The 18,739-nt window shown below is 73.0% G+C and carries 10 protein-coding genes; 2 read left to right on the top strand and 8 right to left on the bottom strand.

Features of this window, described 5'->3' with window-relative positions; translation table 11 throughout:
- Position 1: 1 nt before the first annotated feature.
- The 3 genes from AB8O64_RS06080 to AB8O64_RS06090 all read right to left on the bottom strand — a co-directional run bounded on the left by AB8O64_RS06080 (position 2) and on the right by AB8O64_RS06090 (position 6,574).
- Positions 2-4,531, bottom strand: coding sequence for an acyltransferase domain-containing protein (locus AB8O64_RS06080; protein ID WP_370418228.1), 4,530 nt, complete (start codon positions 4,529-4,531; stop codon positions 2-4).
- A gap of 244 nt (positions 4,532-4,775) precedes the next feature.
- Positions 4,776-5,630, bottom strand: a complete 855-nt coding sequence (locus AB8O64_RS06085) for a RimK family alpha-L-glutamate ligase (RefSeq protein ID WP_370418229.1) — start codon at positions 5,628-5,630, stop codon at positions 4,776-4,778.
- A complete protein-coding gene (locus AB8O64_RS06090; RefSeq protein ID WP_370418230.1) occupies positions 5,627-6,574 on the bottom strand; it encodes a RimK family alpha-L-glutamate ligase in 948 nt (315 codons plus the stop codon). Before AB8O64_RS06090 ends, AB8O64_RS06085 begins: the two co-directional genes overlap by 4 nt.
- Before the next feature lie 262 nt (positions 6,575-6,836).
- Between AB8O64_RS06090 and AB8O64_RS06095 the strand changes: the two genes are divergently transcribed.
- Positions 6,837-8,162 (top strand): aldehyde dehydrogenase family protein, encoded by a 1,326-nt coding sequence (locus AB8O64_RS06095; RefSeq protein WP_370423803.1) that lies wholly within the window; start codon positions 6,837-6,839, stop codon positions 8,160-8,162.
- 22 nt (positions 8,163-8,184) lie between these two features.
- Here the strand turns inward: AB8O64_RS06095 and meaB are convergent, their stop codons facing one another.
- The 4 genes from meaB to AB8O64_RS06115 all read right to left on the bottom strand — a co-directional run bounded on the left by meaB (position 8,185) and on the right by AB8O64_RS06115 (position 15,679).
- The gene (meaB, locus tag AB8O64_RS06100) at positions 8,185-9,291 is read right to left on the bottom strand and encodes a methylmalonyl Co-A mutase-associated GTPase MeaB (protein ID WP_370418231.1); all 1,107 of its coding nucleotides are present in this window, start codon (positions 9,289-9,291) and stop codon (positions 8,185-8,187) included.
- Between the two features lie 13 nt (positions 9,292-9,304).
- The gene (gene scpA, locus AB8O64_RS06105; RefSeq protein WP_370418232.1) at positions 9,305-11,512 is read right to left on the bottom strand and encodes a methylmalonyl-CoA mutase; all 2,208 of its coding nucleotides are present in this window, start codon (positions 11,510-11,512) and stop codon (positions 9,305-9,307) included.
- Positions 11,512-13,437, bottom strand: coding sequence for a methylmalonyl-CoA mutase family protein (locus tag AB8O64_RS06110; protein ID WP_370418233.1), 1,926 nt, complete (start codon positions 13,435-13,437; stop codon positions 11,512-11,514). Before AB8O64_RS06110 ends, scpA begins: the two co-directional genes overlap by 1 nt.
- A gap of 154 nt (positions 13,438-13,591) precedes the next feature.
- Positions 13,592-15,679 carry a SpoIIE family protein phosphatase gene (locus tag AB8O64_RS06115; protein ID WP_370418234.1) on the bottom strand — a complete coding sequence of 696 codons (2,088 nt, stop codon included), beginning with the start codon at positions 15,677-15,679 and terminating at the stop codon, positions 13,592-13,594.
- A gap of 68 nt (positions 15,680-15,747) precedes the next feature.
- Between AB8O64_RS06115 and AB8O64_RS06120 the strand changes: the two genes are divergently transcribed.
- Positions 15,748-17,178, top strand: a complete 1,431-nt coding sequence (locus AB8O64_RS06120) for a lipase maturation factor family protein (protein WP_370418235.1) — start codon at positions 15,748-15,750, stop codon at positions 17,176-17,178.
- A gap of 3 nt (positions 17,179-17,181) precedes the next feature.
- Here AB8O64_RS06120 and AB8O64_RS06125 read toward each other — a convergent pair whose 3' ends face one another.
- Positions 17,182-18,621, bottom strand: a complete 1,440-nt coding sequence (locus AB8O64_RS06125) for an NAD(P)/FAD-dependent oxidoreductase (RefSeq protein ID WP_370418236.1) — start codon at positions 18,619-18,621, stop codon at positions 17,182-17,184.
- Positions 18,622-18,739 lie beyond the last annotated feature (118 nt).

The following is an 18,739-nucleotide window of genomic DNA, read 5'->3' on the forward strand; positions in this document are numbered from 1 at the left end:
CTCAGAGGGTCTCCAAGCGTGCGTTGAGTTCGGCGAGTTCACGGTCGAGGAGCTCCTCGGGGCTCAGGCCCTCGTGGCCCGTGTCGTCGGGCTCCCGGCCCGCGCTCCCCGGCTCCTCGGTGGCGCTCGCGGCGGGGCCGCCCGGTGTGCGTGGTCCGGTCAGCCCGGCGAGGTGGTCCGCCAGTCCGGCGACGGTCGGGTGGTTCCAGATGACCGTGGCGGACAGGCTCACCCCGAATTCGCCTTCGAGCCGGTTGCGCAGTTCGAGGGACATGACGGAGTCGATGCCGTACGAGCGCAGGGGCACGGCCGCGTCGATACGGGCGGCGGCGATCTTGGCCACCCGGGCCACGTGCCGGCGGACCCGTTCCTCCGCGGTCTCCTCGGGGAGCGCCGGTTCGCCGGCCGTCGCCCGGGCGGTGGCCGTGGGGTCGTCGGCGGTTCCCGGGGGCACGGGAGGCGGGGGCGGTGCGGCGGGGGCCCCGAAGGTGAGGTGGTCCGGCCAGTGCCGGTCGCGCTGCCAGGGGTAGGCGGGCAGCGGCGCGCCGTGCCGCCCGGGGCTGTTGGCCCGGTCCACGTCGGCGCGGCAGCCCAGGACGTGGAGTCTTCCCAACGACTCCAGCAGTACCGCCCGTTCTCCTTCGTGGCGGCGGAGCGAGGGCAGGGCCTGCGCCCGGCCGTCGCCCGCGTGGGCGATGGACTGGCCGACGGTCGGCACGAGGACGGGGTGCGGGCTCATCTCCACGAAGGCACCCACGTCGTCCCGCAGCAGGCGCCCGATCTGGTCCGAGAAGAGCACCGGGTCGCGCAGATTGCGCACCCAGTAGTGCGCGTCGAGGCTTTCGCCCGAGGCCACCTCGCCCGTGACGGTCGAGTAGAGCGGCACCGTGCCGGAGCGCGGCGAGATGCCGCGGAGGGTGGCGAGGAGGTCCTCGCGCAGCGGGTCCATCTGGGGGCTGTGCGAGGCCACGTCGACCTTCACCCACCGCCAGAAGACATCGGCCCGGTCGAGGTCGCGTGAGATGTCCGTGAGGACCCGCTCGTCGCCGGACAGAACCGTGGAGCGCGGGCTGTTGCTGACGGCAACGGCGACGGATTGCTCGTGCCCCTCGACGGCGCGGAGCGCCTCCTCCAGGGTGAGTTCGGCGGCGAGCATCGCGCCCTGCCCGCTGACCCGGCGCAGCAGGGCACTGCGGCCGCAGATGATCCGTACGGCGTCCTCCAGGCCGAGCGCCCCAGCGACATGGGCGGCGGCGATCTCGCCCATGCTGTGGCCGATGACGGCGTCGGGCACGACGCCCCAGGAGCGCCAGAGCGCGGCGAGGGCGACCTCGATGGAGAAGAGCATCGGCTGCACCACGTCGATGCGTGCGAGCCGCGAGTGCCGTTCGTCGGCGACGAGTTCGTCCAGTACGGACCATCCCGCGTACGCCCCGACGGCGTCGTCGCACTCCCGCAGGGCGGCGTGGAACTCGGGCTCGCGTGCGGCGAGTTCGCGGCCCATGCCGATCCATTGCGAGCCCTGTCCCGGGAAGACGAAGGCCACCTTGGGCGGGTCGACGACGGGCGCGGCCGAGGCGTGCAGTCCGGCGGGCTCCTCGCCGCGCGCGAAGGCGCTCAGTGCGGCACCGAGCTCGTCCGTGTCGCGGGCGACGACGGCGAGCCGCCAGGCGTGGTGCGTCCTGCGGGCGGCCGTGTGCGCGAGGTCGCGCAGTGCCGCCGGGGCGGGCAGGACAGCGGTGCGGCGAGCCAGTTCGCGCAGCGCCTCGGGGGTCGCGGCGGAGAGCGTGAACAGCTCGCCGCCCCGGTCCCCGGCCCCCGGGCCCGTCACGGGCACGCCCGCCCGGGCCAGTTCCTCCAGTGCGTCGCCGAGGCCCTCGCGGTCGTCTCTCCCCCGGCGCATCGTGCCGACGGCCGTGACGTGCTGCCGCAGGGCGTGGAGCAGGACGGGGTGGGCGCTGATCTCGACGAACGGGCCGTGGCCGGTGGCGGCGAGGTGCGCCACGGCGTCGGTCAGCCGCACCGGCTGCCGCAGTCCGCGGGCGAAGTAGCCGGGGGTGATCTCCCGCCACTCGACGGGCGCGCCGGTGACGGCGGAGACCATCGGGATCCTGCCGGGGCGCGGGGTGATGCCCGCCGTCCCGCTCTCCAGCTCCGCGAGGACGGGGTCCATGTCCGGGCTGTGCACGGCCGCGTCGATGCGCACCATGCCGCACAGCACGCCTTGGGACTTCCACGTGGCGAGCGCGGTCCGCAGGGCGTCGACGTGCCCGGCCAGGGCGGTCGAGCGGGGTCCGTACAGTCCGGCGACGCTCAGCCCGTGGGCGTCCGTGGTGTACTCCGCGAGCTCCTCGGCGGGCAGTTCGACGACGGCCATCGCGCCGCCCCGGCCCGCGACGCGGCTCTGGGCGCGGCTGTAGTGGTGGACGAGCCGTGCGCCGTCGGGGAGGTCGAGGATTCCGGCGATCACGGCCGCGGTGATCTCGGAGAAGCAGGTGCCGACCACGGCGTGGGGGCGCACTCCCGCCGCTTCGAGCCAGGCCGCGATGCCGATCTGGACGGCGAACAGCACGGGCTGGGCGACGTCGACGCGGTCGAGGCGGTCCGTGGCGTCCGTACGGGCCGTCGTGTCGTTGGGGCCCAGGGAATCCGTACGGTCCGTGTCGTCCGTACGGTCGGTGCGGCCCGTCTCTCCCGCGGGGAAGAGGGCGTCGACGACCGACCAGCCCGTGTGGGGCAGGAGCGCCGCGTCGCAGCGCTCCACGGCCCGGCGGAAGACGGGTTCGGTGCGGAAGAGCCGTCGGCCCATGCCGGCCCACTGCTGACCGTGCGGGGAGCAGACGAAGACCGTCCGGGGCGACGGGACGGCCTCCTCCGGGGTCTCCCGCGGCCGTGCGGGAACGGTCGCGGGCAGCGGCGCGGGCTCCCGCCAGCCCTCCATGACGACATGGACGTTGGTGCCTCCCCAGCCGAAGGAGCTGACGCCCGCGAGCGGGGCGCGGTCCTCGGGCCAGGGCTCGGCGTCGCGCGGTACGCGCAGCCCCAGGCCCTCGAAGTCGATGTGCGGGTTGGGCCGCTCGAAATGCAGGTTCCGTGGAATGCGGCGGTGGCGTAGGGCGAGCGCGGTCTTGATGAATCCCGCGATGCCGGCGGCGCCTTCGAGATGGCCGATATTCGTCTTCACGGCACCGAGAATCAGCGGTGCGTCAGCGGGACGGCCTTCGGACAGTACAGCGCTCAGCGCGGCGGCCTCGATCGGGTCGCCGAGCGCGGTGCCCGTGCCGTGGGTTTCGATGAAATGCACCTCGCCGGGGCGCACGCCGGCCCGCTGATAGGCATCCCGGAGGACTTCCTCCTGGGCGAGGGGATTGGGAGCCGTGAGTCCATTACTGAGGCCGTCGTTGTTCGCCGCGCTGCCCGGGACGAGGCACCAGATGTCGTCCCCGTCGGCCAGCGCGCGGGAGAGCCGCTTGAGGACCACGACCCCGCAGCCCTCGCCACGGCCGTAGCCGTCGGCGCGGGCGTCGAAGGTCTTGCAGCGGCCGTCCGGGGACAGCCCGCCGAACTTGCTGAGCGCCACACTCGTACCCGGGCTGATCAGCAGGTTCACCCCGCCCGCCAGGGCCGCGGTCGACTCGCCGAGCCACAGGCTCTGGCAGGCGAGGTGCAGGGCGTAGAGCGAGGCGGAGCAGGCGGTGTCGACGGCGACGCTCGGTCCGCGCAGGCCCAGGACATAGGAGAGACGATTCGCCACCATGTTGCGCGCACGGCCGGTGGCGGAGTGCGGCACGACGCCGTGCAGCGCCGGTGCGGCGAGCTCGGCGTAGTCGTGCCAGATGACTCCGGCGAAGACCCCGGTACGGCTGCCCGCCAGCGCGTCATTCGCCATGCCCGCGTTTTCCAGGGCTTCCCAGGCGACTTCCAGAAAGAGGCGCTGCTGCGGGTCCATTTCCGCGGCCTCGCGCGGGGATATCCCGAAGAACAGCGGATCGAATTCATCGAGACGGCCGCGAAGATATCCCGCCCGGTCGGTCATCATTTTCGCCGGGGCGGACGGGTCGGGGTCCACGAAATCGGCGGGGTCCCAGCGCCCGGGCGGGACGGCGCCCACGGTGTCCGTACCGGAAAGCAGCAGCTCCCAGAATTCCGTCGCATTGTCCGCCATCGGGAATCGGCAGGCCATTCCGACGACCGCGACGGGTTCGTGCCCCGCGGCGGCCGGGCTTCCGGGCCCCCGGTGGCGGGTGCCCGCTTCCCCGCCGGGCCGGTCGAGGAGGTGGGCCGAGAGTGCGGCGAGCGACGGGTAGGCCCACAGCAGTGCCACCGGCACGCTTCTGCCGAGGGTCTCGGAGAGTTTCGAGGCCAGCACGGTGGCCCGCAGCGAGTCGACGCCGTAGCGTGCGAACGTCTCGTGATCACGAATGCTCTCGGCGGGGCGTTCGAGCAGTACGGATAATTCCTCGCGTAACCAGGCACATAATCCTGCGACCGAGCGTATATCGCGACAGTCGCTCTCCGCGGCGCCACTCACGGGCACCGGACCGGAATCATGATCATTTCGCATCCCCCATGCGTACACTTCGGCGCACGTCAACTCCGCCGACGCAGGCAACCTAACATGAAGGCCTTGTAAATAAAGTAAAGCAAAAGCAAAGCCATCCCATCGGAAAGGGAGCCGTGAATACGGAGTACTTTCGTCTGGGACGACTTCACATTCGGAATTGACAGATACCAGTCAGCGCGGGCGATTCCGTTTGGCTCCTCGGCTACGGAAGCTACGGCCCGACGGGACTTCCCGCGACCGAGAGGGCGGGAGCGAGCGTGCGCGGGCGGTGCCGGCCGGCCGCCGTACGCAGCGCCAGGTCGGCCAGCGCCTCGGGGGCGCCGCGCTGCCCCCGGACGCCGGGGAAGGCGTTGATGTCGACGATGAGCGGCGCTCCCGCCACCTCGAGGAGGTCGACGCCGTACACGTCGAGGGCGAAGACCTCGCCGACGCGGCGCACCATGTCCAGCCAGTCCGCGGGCAGGTCGCGCACCGGCAGCGGGCGGGTCCGCTCGGCCGCGGGCGCGGCCAGTTCCGACCGGCGGAACTCGGCGAACACCTCGTCCCCGATCACCCAGAGCTTGTGGTCCCACCCGTCGTTCGGGGTGAACTGCTGGACCACCACCGGCTCGTCGCGCCACTCGGCGGCCAGCGACCGCAGCCGCGCGCCGTCGTCGACGCGGGCCACCAGGTCGTGGCGCCGGCTGTGGCGGCTTTTGATCACGACGGGAGCGACCAAGAAGTCGTCCTCCACCAGGTGCCCGAGCCGGGCCGCGGTGGCCGTGGCGACGAAGGGCAGCCCGGCGCGCAGGGCGAGGTCCGCCATGGCCGTCCGGTCCTGGCACAGCTCGGTCGCCGCGGCCGAGTTCAGGACCGGAGCCCCGTGCGCCTCCAGGCGGCGGGCGAGGGCCAGAGCCCGAGGCGTCCGCGTCTTCATCAGATAGACGTCCGCGAGCGCGGCGGGGTCCACCGCGCAGGGGTCCGTGCCGGGGTCCAGGGTTTCGACCCGGTGGCGGGGCGTCAGCAGCTCGGCGGTCGCGGCCAGCAGCGGATGGTCCGGAGCGGGCGTCAGCAGACAGACCCTCACGCGATGCCACCGACCGGGGCGGAGGCCGATGCCGGCTCGGCCGGCAGGGCCGGGAGCTCCAGGGCGGACGGCCCATAAGGGGAGGAAGCATAGGAAGAGGCGTACGGGCCGGATGCCGTCCCGGATGCCTGCGTACCGGCGTGCGCCAGCCGCAGAATGGCCCATGCCACCCGGGCCACCGCGTCCGGCACCTGACGGAAGCTCGGGAAGTCATTGACGTCCACGACCACCGGGCCGTCCGGACCGAGGACGACGTCCACCCCGTAGAGGTCGAGGCCGTAGGCCGCCCCGACCTCGGCGGCGATCGCCGCGACATCGGCGGTCAGCGGCACGTGGCGCTCACGGCGCGGCCGGTCGGGGTGCAGCGGGGAACAGCGCTCGGTCGCGAAGAACTCGCCGTCGACGCAGTACACCTTGAGGTCCACGCCCGTGTTGGGCACATACGGCTGGGCTATCAGCAGGCCCTCACCGGCGCCCTCCCGACCCGGGGGCACCAGCTCGTCCGGGGTCGGCACCAGCCGGACCGCCCGCCCCGAGCTGCCGTCGGCCGGCTTGACCACCAGCGGGTACTCGGTCTCGGGTATCCCGGCGAACTCCTCCGGCCGGGCGGCCGCGTAGGTCACCGGGACGGGCAGTCCATGACGTTCGGCGACGACCGCGGCCAGCGCCTTGTCACGCACCCCGCGGATCGCACGGGCGTCGTTCACCGTGGTCAGGCCGATGGTGGCGGCGGCTTCCAGCAGCGTCAGGCCCGGTCCGCCGGACACCGTCTTGAGCACCCAGGCGTCGTGGTCGCCCGCGCGTACGGTCTCGGAGAGTCTCAGCAGCGAGCCGCCCGGCCGCACCACGTCCACCCGGTGACCCCAGGCGGCCAGTTGGCGGATCACGTCCACCGGCATTCCGTCGTGCCGGTACTGCTCCTCCACCAGGAAGCAGAGTCTCATTGGTACATCCTCGAATCCCGGACGTCCGCCGATCCCGTCCGGCAGAACTGTGACCGGCTCAGGATGTCATGGACGATCACACAGGAGATTCCGGGCTGTCGGTATTGCGCCGCGTGCGGTCACGCGTCCGCGGGCCGCCCCTCGGCCCCCACGACGCCCTCCCGCCACCCCCGATAAACTTGACCACCTCAATCATTGGTGTTTACATATATTATTGCTTGACCAGCTGAAGCTTCCGACCGGCAAGGAAACCGAGGACACCATGCGCCCCCACGAGTCCGAGCAGCCCGCCGACGCCGTCGCCCGGCTGCGCGCCTTCTTCCGCACCGGCGCCACCAAGCCCTTGACCTGGCGCACCGGGCAGCTGCGCGCGCTGCGCACCATGCTCACCGAACGGGGCGAGGACTTCGCCGAGGCGCTCCGCGCGGACCTGGGCAAGAGCCGGGCCGAGGCGTACCGCACCGAGATCGACTTCACCGTGCGCGAGATCGACCACACGCTGGAGCACCTCCAGGAGTGGCTGCGCCCCGAGCCCGCCGCCGTGCCGGACCGGCTGGGCGCGGACGCCTCGGCGTGGACGGTCCTCGATCCGCTGGGCGTCGTCCTCGTCATCGCGCCGTGGAACTATCCGGCGCAGTTGCTGCTGGCCCCCGTCGTCGGGGCGCTCGCCGCGGGCGACTGTGTGGTGGCCAAGCCCAGTGAGCTGGCCCCCGCCACGTCGGCGGCCCTCGCCCGGTATCTGCCCGAATACCTCGACGCACGGGCGGTGGCCGTGGTGGAAGGCGGCGTCCCGGAGACCACGGCGCTGCTGGAGCAGCGTTTCGACCACATCTTCTACACCGGCAACGGCGTGGTGGGCCGGATCGTCATGACGGCCGCGGCCCGTCATCTCACCCCGGTCACCCTGGAACTCGGCGGCAAGTCGCCGGTCTTCGTCGACCGGGGTACGGACGTGGCGACGGTGGCCGCCCGGCTCGCGGCGGGCAAGTTCCTCAACGCGGGCCAGACGTGTGTGGCGCCCGACTACGTGCTGACCGACCCGGAGACCGCCCGTGCCCTGGAGCCCGCCCTGGCCGAGGCGGTCGGCGCCCTGTACGGAGCCGACCCCGCCGCGTCCGGCGAGTACGGCCGGATCGTCAACACCCGGCACTTCGACCGGCTGACCGCGCTCCTGGACTCCGGGAGGGTCGTCGTCGGGGGCGGACACGACCGGGCGGCGAAGTACATCGCGCCGACCGTGCTGGCCGGCGTCCACCCCGACTCCCCCGTCATGCGCGAGGAGATCTTCGGGCCGATCCTGCCGATCGTCGAGGTGCCGGGGCTCGACGAGGCGATCGACTTCATCAACGAGCGGGACAAGCCCCTGGCCCTCTACGCGTTCACCGACGCGGACACCACCCGGCGGCGGCTGGCGGAGGAGACCTCGTCGGGAGGCCTCGGCTTCGGACTGCCGCTGGCGCACCTCACCGTCCCGGAGCTGCCCTTCGGCGGGGTCGGCGAGAGCGGCATGGGCCGTTACCACGGCCGCTACTCCATCGAGACGTTCAGCCACCGCAAGGCCGTGCTCGACAAGCCGCTGGCGGCCTGAACCGCCCGGAGCCGACGCCGTGTCAGGCCCCGGAGGTGTCCGGGGCCTGCCCCCCGCCGTCGCGCGGGGCGCGGAACGCCTCCAGCAGCCGCTCGGCGGCCAGGCTCGCCGGCAGCGTGCCCTCGCGCACCCGCTGTTCGAGCCCGGGGCCCGTGCGGCGCACCTCGGGGTGGTCGCGCAGCTCGGCGAGGAGTTGCTCGCGGACCATGGTCCAGGTCCAGTCGACCTGCTGCTCCCGGCGCCGGGCGGCCAGCTCGCCTGTGGCGTCGAGGACCCGCCGGTGCTGTTCCAGCCGCTCCCAGAGGGTGTCGAGGCCGGTGCCCTCCCGTGCGCTGCACGTCAGCACGGGTGGGTTCCAGGCCGCGTCGGGAGCCTGGAGCAGGCGCAGCGCGCCGGCCAGTTCGCGGGCGGCGGACTTGGCGTCGCGTTCGTGCGGGCCGTCGGCCTTGTTGACGGCGACGATGTCGGCCAGCTCCAGGACGCCCTTCTTGATGCCCTGGAGCTGGTCGCCCGTGCGGGCGAGGGTGAGCAGCAGGAAGGTGTCGACCATGTTGGCGACGGCGGTCTCCGACTGGCCGACGCCGACGGTCTCGACCAGCACGACGTCGTAGCCCGCCGCCTCCATCACGACCATGGTCTCGCGGGTGGCCTTGGCCACCCCGCCGAGGGTGCCGGCCGTGGGTGAGGGCCGGACGAACGCGGCGGGGTCGACGGCGAGCCGCTCCATGCGGGTCTTGTCGCCGAGGATGCTGCCGCCCGTGCGGGTGGAGGAGGGGTCCACGGCCAGCACGGCGACCCGGTGGCCAAGGCCGGTGAGCAGGGTCCCGAGGGCGTCGATGAAGGTGGACTTGCCCACGCCGGGCACACCGGTGATGCCGATCCGGCGTGCCGTGCCGGCGTGGGGCAGCAGCTCGGTGAGCATCCGCTGGGCGGCTTCCCGGTGATCGGCGCGTACCGATTCGACCAGGGTGATGGCGCGGGCGACGGTCGCCCGCCTGCCGTCCAGCACGCCCTTGACGTAGGCGTCGACATCGACCGCCCGGCGCGGGACGGCCTTGCGGGCGACCGGCTCCCGGGTCCCTGGGGAGTCGGCTTCGCGGGGATCGTTCCCGGAGGAGAAGGGTGCCATCAGCGATCCGGGCTCACAGCTCGTGGCCGAGGACCCCGGCGAGGGTCTTCAGCAGGTCGTGGGCCGCGTCCGGGATGACCGTTCCGGGCGGGAAGACCGCCGCGGCGCCCATCTCCCGCAGCGTGCCGATGTCCTGCGGCGGGATGACCCCGCCCACGACGATCATGATGTCCTCCCGGCCCTCCTCCGCCAGGCACTCGCGCAACGCGGGGACGAGGGTGAGGTGGCCGGCGGCGAGCGAGGAGACGCCGACGATGTGCACATCGGCCTCCACCGCCTGCCGGGCGACCTCCTCCGGCGTCTGGAAGAGCGGGCCGACGTCGACGTCGAAGCCGAGGTCGGCGAAGGCGGTGGCGATCACCTTCTGGCCGCGGTCGTGGCCGTCCTGGCCCATCTTGGCGACCAGGATGCGGGGACGGCGGCCGTCCTCCCGCTCGAATGCCTCCACCAGGGCGCGGGTGCGCTCCACTCCGGAGGAGGGCCCTGCTTCGTCGCGGTACACACCGGAGATCGTACGGATCTGCCCGGCGTGCCGTCCGTACACCTTCTCCAGGGCGTCGGAGATCTCACCGACGGTCGCCTTGGCACGGGCCGCGTTCACGGCGAGCGCGAGGAGGTTGCCCTCCAGGCCGCCGCCCTCCTGGTGGCCGGCGCCCGCCGCGGCGGTGAGCGCGCGCAGCGCGTCCTGGCAGGCCTGCTCGTCGCGCTCGGCGCGCAGCCGCCGCAGCTTGTCGATCTGCTGGGCGCGCACGGAGGAGTTGTCGACCTTGAGGACGTCGATCTGCTCGTCGCTGTCGACGCGGTACTTGTTGACGCCGATCACCGGCTGGCGCCCGGAGTCGATCCGGGCCTGGGTGCGGGCCGCGGCCTCCTCGACGCGCAGCTTGGGGATGCCCGCGTCGATGGCCTGAGCCATGCCGCCGGCCGCCTCGACCTCCTGGATGTGCTGCCAGGCGCGGCGGGCGAGGTCGTGGGTGAGCCGCTCGACGTAGGCGCTGCCGCCCCAGGGGTCGATGACCCGGCACGTCCCGGACTCCTGCTGCAGCAGCAGCTGGGTGTTGCGGGCGATGCGGGCGGAGAAGTCGGTGGGCAGGGCGAGGGCCTCGTCGAGGGCGTTGGTGTGCAGCGACTGGGTGTGCCCCTGGGTCGCCGCCATGGCCTCGACGCAGGTGCGCGCCACGTTGTTGAAGACGTCCTGCGCGGTGAGCGACCAGCCGGAGGTCTGCGAATGGGTGCGCAGCGACAGCGACTTGGCGTTCTGCGGCTCGAACTGCTTGACGAGTCTGGCCCACAGCAGCCGGGCCGCCCGCAGCTTGGCGATCTCCATGAAGAAGTTCATGCCGATCGCCCAGAAGAACGACAGCCGGGGCGCGAAGGCGTCCACGTCCAGTCCGGCGCCGAGTCCGGCGCGCAGGTACTCCACACCGTCGGCGAGGGTGTAGGCGAGCTCCAGGTCGGCCGTGGCCCCGGCTTCCTGGATGTGGTAGCCGGAGATGGAGATGGAGTTGTAGCGCGGCATCTTCTGCGAGGTGTACGCGAAGATGTCCGAGATGATCCGCATCGAGGGCCGGGGCGGATAGATGTAGGTGTTGCGGACCATGAACTCCTTGAGGATGTCGTTCTGGATGGTCCCGGCCAGCTTCTCGGGCGGTACGCCCTGTTCCTCGGCGGCGACGATGTAGAGGGCGAGGACGGGCAGGACGGCCCCGTTCATCGTCATCGACACGCTCATCCTGTCCAGCGGGATGCCGTCGAAGAGCTGGCGCATGTCGTAGATGGAGTCGATGGCGACGCCGGCCATGCCCACGTCGCCGGTGACGCGCGGGTGGTCGCTGTCGTAGCCGCGGTGGGTCGGCAGGTCGAAGGCGACGGAGAGGCCCTTCTGGCCTGCCGCCAGATTGCGGCGGTAGAAGGCGTTGGACTCCTCGGCGGTGGAGAATCCGGCGTACTGCCGGATGGTCCAGGGCTGGTTGACGTACATCGTCGGGTAGGGGCCGCGCAGGTAGGGCGCGACGCCCGGGTAGGTGGCGAGGAAGTCCAGCCCGTCGAGGTCCTCGGCGGTGTAGAGCGGCTTGACGCCGATGCCCTCGGGGGTCTCCCAGACGAGGTCCTCGGCGCTCTTGCCGGTGCTCTCCTTCAAGGCCGCCCGCCAGGCCGCCGGGTCGGCGGGGCCCCCGGCCGCGGGCCCCAGGTCGATGCCGGAGAAATCGGGGATCGACATCACACCACTCCCATGCGGTCGAGGACGGAGGTGAGGACGGCGACGGCGTCGCCGCCGGCGAAGACGAACGCGTCGACTCCGGCTCGCTCGAAGGCTTCCCGCTGTTCGCCGCGCGGCTTCCCGGCGAGGAACACCCGGTCGGCGCCGGCCTGTTTGAGCGCGGTGGCCACGGCCTCGGCCTGTTCGGCGTAGAGGGCGTCGCTGGAACACAGGCAGGCGAGGGTGGCGCCGCTGGCGGCGAAGGCCGCGGCGACGGACTCCGCGTCGACCGTGGCGGGATCGTGCACGGGCTCGATGCCGCCGGCCTGGAAGAGGTTGGCGGCGAAGGTGGCCCGGCCGGTGTGCGCGGCGGCGGGGCCGAGCGCGGCGAGGAAGACGCGGGGACGGCTGCCGGTGGCGGCCAGGTGCGCGTCGGAGCGGGCGCGCAGCGCCTCGTACGCCTCGTCGCGGCGGACTCTGGGCAGGCTGCCCGGGGCCGGCGCGGCGGCCGGTGCCTCGCGCCGCACCGGCTCCTCGGCCAGGTTCGGGAACTCGCTGACGCCCGTGACGGGTTCCTCGCGGGTCGCGAGCCGCGCGGACCGCTGTCGCCAGGTGTCCGCCAGCCGCTCCTCCACGAGCCCGGAGCCGAGCGCCGCGGCGTGGCCGCCGGCGCGCTCGATCTCCTGGAACCAGGCCCAGGCCGCGTGGGCCAGCTCGTCGGTCAGCCGCTCCACGTACCAGGAGCCGCCGGCCGGGTCGATGACCCGGGCCAGGTGGGACTCCTCCAGCAGGATGGAGGAGGTGTTGCGGGCGATCCGGCGGGCGAAGGCGTCCGGCAAGCCGAGGGCGTCGTCGAAGGGCAGCACGGTCACGGAGTCGGCGCCGCCGACTCCGGCGCCCAGCGCGGCGACGGTGGTGCGCAGCATGTTCACCCACGGGTCGCGACGGGTCATCATGACCGAGGACGTGACGGCGTGTTGGCGCTGTGCTCCCGCGCCCGGGGTCGCGCCGCACACCTCGGCGACCCTGGCCCACAGCCGGCGCGCGGCGCGCAGCTTGGCGATGGTCAGGAACTGGTCGGCGGTGGCCGCGTAGCGGAACTCCAGTTGCGCGCAGGCCGTTTCGGTGTCCAGCCCCGCCGCGCCGAGCGCGCGGAGGTAGGCGACACCGGTGGCGAGGGAGCAGCCGAGTTCCTGGGCGGCCGATCCACCGGCCTCGTGGTAGGGCAGCGCGTCGACGGTCAGGGCCCGGATGCCGGGGTATTCGCGGGCGCACAGCACGGCGAGTCCGGCGGCGGCCGCCAGGGATTCGGCGGGGTCGCCGGTGGTGTGCGTACGGGCCAGGGTGCCCAGCGGGTCGGCGCCGAGGTTGCCCGTCGCCGCGTGCGGGGCGACCCCGCGCTCGGCGTAGAGGCGCAGCAGCTCGCGGGCGGCGGCCCCGGTCTCGGGGCCCGCGTCGAGGACGACGGGTGCGAGGTCCAGGTAGACGCCCTCCAGGGCGGTCGCGAGACCGTCCGTGGGCAGGCCGGCCGGGCCGACGGTCAGCCAGAGGGAGGTGACGCCGTTCTCGAGGTCGGCGAGTACGGCGTCGTTGGCGCGCCGTGGGTCCGGGTGGGCGTGGCGCTGGCGGACGTCCCACCCCGAGACGGCGGTGCCCGCCACGCGTCCGCCCCGGACGAACGGCGGGAAGCCGGGGTAGCCGGGACCGGCGGGGCCGATGGGCAGGCCCCCGTCCGGGCCGGCCGCCACGGCGTCCTCGGCGGTGTAGAGCGGCCGGGTCGTGAGCCCGTCCTGGAGTGCGGTGGACAACGCTTCCTCGGCCGCCGGGCCCTCGGCCACGGTGCCCGCTTTGCGTAGTACGCCCTCGACAAGGCGCTGCCACTGCTCACGGGTCGCGTCGGGGAACTCGGCGGCCAGGGAGAAGCCGTCATCAGGCTGGACCGTCATGGGGGGAAGGCTAGGGCGCGGACGCCTCCCGTAGCAGGGGCAACCGCTGTGACCTTGACCTCTTCCGGGTCCGGTGGCGCCCGCCGCCGTCCGTCTCCCCCTTGCTCCGGCCCTGCTCCGGTCCCGCTTAGGCGTGGTCGCCGAACGCCGGTCGTCAGTCCGTTTCCTGGCGTTCGTGGCGCTCGGGCACGACGAATTCGCACCAGACGGATTTGCCGGTGCCACGCGATTCCACGCCCCAGACGTCGGCCAGCCGGTCCACCAGCAGCAGACCCCGGCCCGAGACCCCCGACTCGCCGGGCTCCCGGCGGCGCGGCAGGGTGCTGGACTTGTCCTCCACCTCGAGCCGCAGCCGGCGCTCGGGGCCGCCGAGCATACGGATCGTCACCACCGCGGCCCCGTCGGTGTGCAGCAGGGCGTTGGTCACCAACTCGTCGGCGACCAGCTCGATCTCGTCCGAGCGCTCCCGCGCGCCCCAGGCCCGTACCGCCGCCCGGATCATATGACGGGCCGCGGACAGTGCCTCGGGGTCGGCGGGCGCGATGTGCTGCTGGAGCCGGCCGCCGCCCCGGGCCGGGACGCCCTCGCGGCGCAGCAGCAGGATGGCCATGTCGTCCTCGCCGACCCGGTCCTCGACCACGTCGCACAGCTTGTCGGCCAGGGCCTGGAGGTCGTAGGGGCCGTCGCGGACGATGCCGGAGAGGATCTGCATGCCGTCGTCGAGGTCGGCGCCGGGCTGCTCGACCAGGCCGTCGGTGAACAGCAGCAGGGTCTCCCCCGGGTCCAGCTCCACGGTCGTCACCGGGTAGTCGAGCCGGCCGAACTCGGCGGAGAGCCCGAGCGGCAGCCCGCCCGCGAGCGGCAGCCGCCGGCAGGTGCCGTCGGGATGCCGCAGCAGGGGGTCTATGTGGCCGGCGCGGACGAGTTGCAGCATGCCGGTGGAGGGGTCGGCCTCGACGTAGGAGCAGGTGGCGAAGCGGTCGGTGTCCAGCTCGTGCAGGAACGACGAGGCGCGCGCCATGACGGTCGCCGGGGCGTGCCCCTCGGTGGCGTAGGCCCGCAGGACGATCCGCAGCTGGCCCATGACGGCGGCGGCGTGGGTGTCGTGGCCCTGCACGTCCCCGATGACCGCCCCGACCCGGCCGCCGGGCAGTGGGATGACGTCGTACCAGTCGCCGCCGATGTCCCGGCCCATCCGGGCGGAGCGGTAGCGCACGGCGATCTGCGCGCCGGGGACGTCGGGGATGCGGCGCGGCAGCATGGCCTGTTGCAGGCCCTCGGCGAGGTCGTGCTCCTGGTCGAAGAGCATCGCCCGGGCCAGGCTCTGCGCGAGGCTGCTGCCGAGGGCGATGAAGAGGTTGCGCTCCTGCCGGGTGAAGCCGCGGCCCTCGCGGTAGAGCAGGCCGAGGGCGCCGATGGGACGGGCCTGGGCGATCAGCGGCAGATAGGCGGCGGAGGAGATGCCGATGTCCTTGATGCGCTCCCACAGCCAGGGGTAGGAGGTGGCGAATTCCTCGCGGGATTCGATGAAGCGCGGGGTGAGGGTGCGGATGACCTCGCTCATGGGGAAGTTGTCGTCGATCCGGGTGTAGCGCGTACCGGGGATGTAGTGCTCCTCCGGGCCCTCGGCGACGAGGTGGATCCGGCCGGATTCGACGAGGCCGAGGACCAGGAGGTCGGCGCCGAGGTGTTCCACGGCCCGGGAGTCCTTGAAGAAGTCGATGACGTCCTCGACCGTTCTGGCGTGGGCGAGGGCGGCGGTGGTCGTCTCCACGACGGTGGTCTGGTGGCGGTGCTCCTCGACTCCCTCGCGCGGCTCGGCGGCGTGGCTGAGCTCCTCGGCCGCGTCCCGGACGACGCCGACGATGCGGCAGGGCCGCCCCTGTCCGTCACGGAGGATCCGGCCCTGGGTGTAGGTCCAGTGCAGCGCGCCGACGTCGTCCCGCACGTGGTAGTACGCGCCGTAGGTCTCGCTGCCGTCCTTCATCGCCGTGGCCACCAGGGAGTCGAGCATGACGGCGTCGGGCCGCGGCACCCGGCCGCCGAGGTCGGTGATGTGGCCCGCGAAGTCCTCCGGCGGCACATGGAGGATCTCCAGGGCCGCGGTGTCCACGTGCAGCCGTCCGCTGTCGAGGTCCCAGTCGAAGGTGCCGATGCGGTTGAGGGCGAGGCTCAGCTCCGGGCGGGCGGGCCAGTCGTCCGGCTGCGCTCCGGCGGCAGGCGTCGCTCCCCGATCAACCATGGAGCCACTCTGCCATCTTTTGTCCGTTTCTTCGATGCGACTGCGCGGTCGGGTGGTACGGATACGCCATGGAGTGGTTCACGGAGTCCGGGTACTGGCTGAGCCGACTGGTACTTCAGCGGGCGCTCGCCGCGGTCTACCTGGTGGCCTTCCTGGGTGCGGCCCTGCAGTTCCGTCCGCTCATCGGGGAGCGGGGCATGCTGCCGGTGCCGCGGTTCCTGCGCGGGGTGCCCTTCCTGCGGGCCCCCGGGGTCTTCCAGCTGCACTACTCGGACCGCTTCTTCGCCGGCTGGGCGTGGGCGGGTGTCCTGCTGTCGGGCGCGGTGGTGGCGGGGGCGGCGGACGCGGTGCCGCTGTGGGCGTCGATGGTGCTGTGGGCGGCCCTGTGGGTGATGTATCTGTCGATCGTCAACGTGGGCCAGACCTGGTACGCGTTCGGGTGGGAGTCCCTGCTGCTGGAGGCGGGGTTCCTCGCCGTCTTCCTCGGCAACGCGCGCACCGACCCGCCCGTCCTGGTGCTGTGGCTGATGCGCTGGCTGCTCTTCCGCGTCGAGTTCGGCGCGGGGCTGATCAAGATGCGCGGGGACAGCTGCTGGCGGGACCTGACCTGCCTGTACTACCACCACGAGACCCAGCCGATGCCCGGCCCGCTGAGCTGGTTCTTCCATCGTCTGCCGCGGCCCCTGCACCGGGTCGAGGTGGCCGCCAACCACGTCGCCCAGCTGGTGGTCCCCGTCCTTCTCTTCACCCCGCAGCCCGTCGCGAGCTGCGCGGCGGGACTGATCATCTGCACGCAGCTCTGGCTCGTCCTCTCCGGCAATTTCGCCTGGCTCAACTGGCTGACGATCATCCTCGCCTTCGCCGCCGTCGACGGGGCGGCGGCCGCCGAGCTGCTGTCGCTGCCCGCGCACAGCCCGCTGCCCGCGCCCCCGCTCTGGTACGAGATCCTCGTCGTCGCCGCCACGGCCCTCGTGGTCGTCATGAGCTGGTGGCCCGCGCGCAATATGCTCTCGCGGCACCAGCGGATGAATATGTCCTTCAACGCGTTTCACCTGGTCAACACCTATGGGGCGTTCGGCAGTATCAACCGTCGCCGGCACGAGGTGGTGGTGGAGGGCACCGACGCGGCGCGTCTGGGACCCGAGACGGTGTGGAAGGAGTACGGCTTCAAGGGGAAGCCCGGCGACGTCCGCCGGACGCCGCGCCAGTTCGCCCCGTACCATCTGCGGCTCGACTGGCTGATGTGGTTCGCCGGCATCTCCCCCGGCTACGCGCAGTCCTGGTTCGGCCCGTTCGTCGAGCGGCTGCTGGAGGGCGACCCGGCGACCCTGCGCCTGCTGCGGCACAACCCCTTCCCCGACGCCCCGCCCACCCATGTCCGGGCCCGCGTCTACCTCTACCGCTTCACCACCCGCCAGGAACGGCGGGCCACCGGCGCCTGGTGGCACCGCACGCTGGAGCACGAGTTCCTGCCACCGGTGGCCCTGCGCTCCTCCTGATCCTCAGCCCGGGCCCGGCCCGCACAGCGCCAGCTCGGCGGGGGTGATCGTCGGCTCCATCCGGGCGGCGCGGCCGGGGCCGCGCAGCACTCCCAGCACCACCTGCGGCCTGACCAGTTCGCTCATCGGCGCGGACAGCGTCATGACGGCCATCAGATGCCGCAGCACCGTCGGGTTCACGGTCGAGGTGCGCATCAGCCGCATGAAGTAACCCCGCAGGAGCCGGGCCGCGAGCGGGGGCCGCACCCCGACGGCCCCGGGGTAGTTGATGTCCTCGCCCGTCGCCAGGTCCCAGGCACCGCCCGCCACCCGGGCGACCGACCGCTGCACGCTCCGGGCCAGCCCGGGGGCGCCCGGCTCGCGCTCCCCGAGGACGTCGCGCAGCGCGACGGCGCTCTGGGCCGCCACGGACATGCCCTGCCCGTAGACGGGGTTGAACTGCGCGAGCGCGTCGCCCAGCACCACGAACCCCTCGGGCCAGGCGGGCAGCCGCTCGAAGTACCGGCGGCGGTTGACGGTGCTGCGGCTGAGGTGCACATCGGTGAGCGGCTCGGCGCCCGCGATCAGATCGGCGACGAGGGGGTGGCGCAGGCTGCGCAGGAACGGCTCGAAGGCCTCGGCTTCCCGCGAGGGTTCGCCGCCGCGCGTACCGGAGGCGGTGACCAGCCAGCGGCCGCCCTCGATCGGGACCAGCGTCGCGCCCCGGCCGGGCACGGGGACGCGCGCGTCGGCCTGGACGGTGACGACGGGGAAGTTCTCGCTGCCCGCCGGGGCCCGGAAGATCCGGGTGGCGTAGACCAGCCCGGCGTCGACGGTCTCCTCGCGGACGGCGGGCAGCCCCAGCTCCACGAGCCGGCGTGCCGCCTGGGAGCCGCGGCCGCAGGCGTCGACGACGAGATCGGCCTCGATCGTCCCGGCCACCGCGTCCGCCCCGGTGTCACGGACCCGCACCCCGGTGACCCGCCCGGCGTCACCGGCCAGGGCCACCGCCTCGGTGCCCTCCCGCAGGGTGACCCCCGGGCGGGCCAGCACCTGCTCCCGGACGACCAGGTCCAGCAGGTCGCGGGTGCACGCCATCATGAAGTGCGTCTCGGGCCGACGGGGGAACCAGCCGTGCGGCCCCAGCACCACCAGCCCCGTCGGCACCGCGATCCGCCGGGCTCCGGCGGCCACCCACCGGTCGATCGTGCCGGGCAGCAGGGTCTCGACGGCCCGGGCGCCACCGGCCATCAGCAGATGGGCATGGCGGGCCTGCGGCAGCCCCTTGCGCGACCGGGCCCCGGCCGGCATCCGGTCCCGGTCGACGACGACCACCTCGTCGGCCCGGTCCGCGAGGACGGCCGCGGCCAGCATCCCGGCCATCCCGCCGCCGAGCACCACCGCCCGGCGGGGCCGGCCGGCCCTCGTGCGTCGGGCGGTGCTGCCGCTGTTCGGGTCGCTCATGACCGGCTCTCCTGACGGGGTGGGCGCGGGCGCGCGCGACGGGCGGGTGACGAGAGGTCACTGCCCATACGGCGCAATCCTTGAACCCTTCCCCGGCGGGACGGCGTGCGCCCGGCCG

It is taken from the genome of Streptomyces sp. QH1-20, assembly GCF_041283565.1.
In the GTDB taxonomy this organism is placed as follows: Bacteria; Actinomycetota; Actinomycetes; order Streptomycetales; family Streptomycetaceae; genus Streptomyces; species Streptomyces syringius.

Excerpts from the sequence above, each read along its gene's own strand:
- AB8O64_RS06090 (WP_370418230.1), bottom strand. The coding sequence starts at position 6,574 with ATGAGACTCTGCTTCCTGGTGGAGGAGCAGTACCGGCACGACGGAATG.
- AB8O64_RS06095 (WP_370423803.1), top strand. The coding sequence starts at position 6,837 with ATGCGCCCCCACGAGTCCGAGCAGCCCGCCGACGCCGTCGCCCGGCTG.
- meaB (WP_370418231.1), bottom strand. The coding sequence starts at position 9,291 with ATGGCACCCTTCTCCTCCGGGAACGATCCCCGCGAAGCCGACTCCCCA.
- scpA (WP_370418232.1), bottom strand. The coding sequence starts at position 11,512 with ATGTCGATCCCCGATTTCTCCGGCATCGACCTGGGGCCCGCGGCCGGG.
- AB8O64_RS06110 (WP_370418233.1), bottom strand. The coding sequence starts at position 13,437 with ATGACGGTCCAGCCTGATGACGGCTTCTCCCTGGCCGCCGAGTTCCCC.
- AB8O64_RS06115 (WP_370418234.1), bottom strand. The coding sequence starts at position 15,679 with ATGGTTGATCGGGGAGCGACGCCTGCCGCCGGAGCGCAGCCGGACGAC.
- AB8O64_RS06120 (WP_370418235.1), top strand. The coding sequence starts at position 15,748 with ATGGAGTGGTTCACGGAGTCCGGGTACTGGCTGAGCCGACTGGTACTT.
- AB8O64_RS06125 (WP_370418236.1), bottom strand. The coding sequence starts at position 18,621 with ATGAGCGACCCGAACAGCGGCAGCACCGCCCGACGCACGAGGGCCGGC.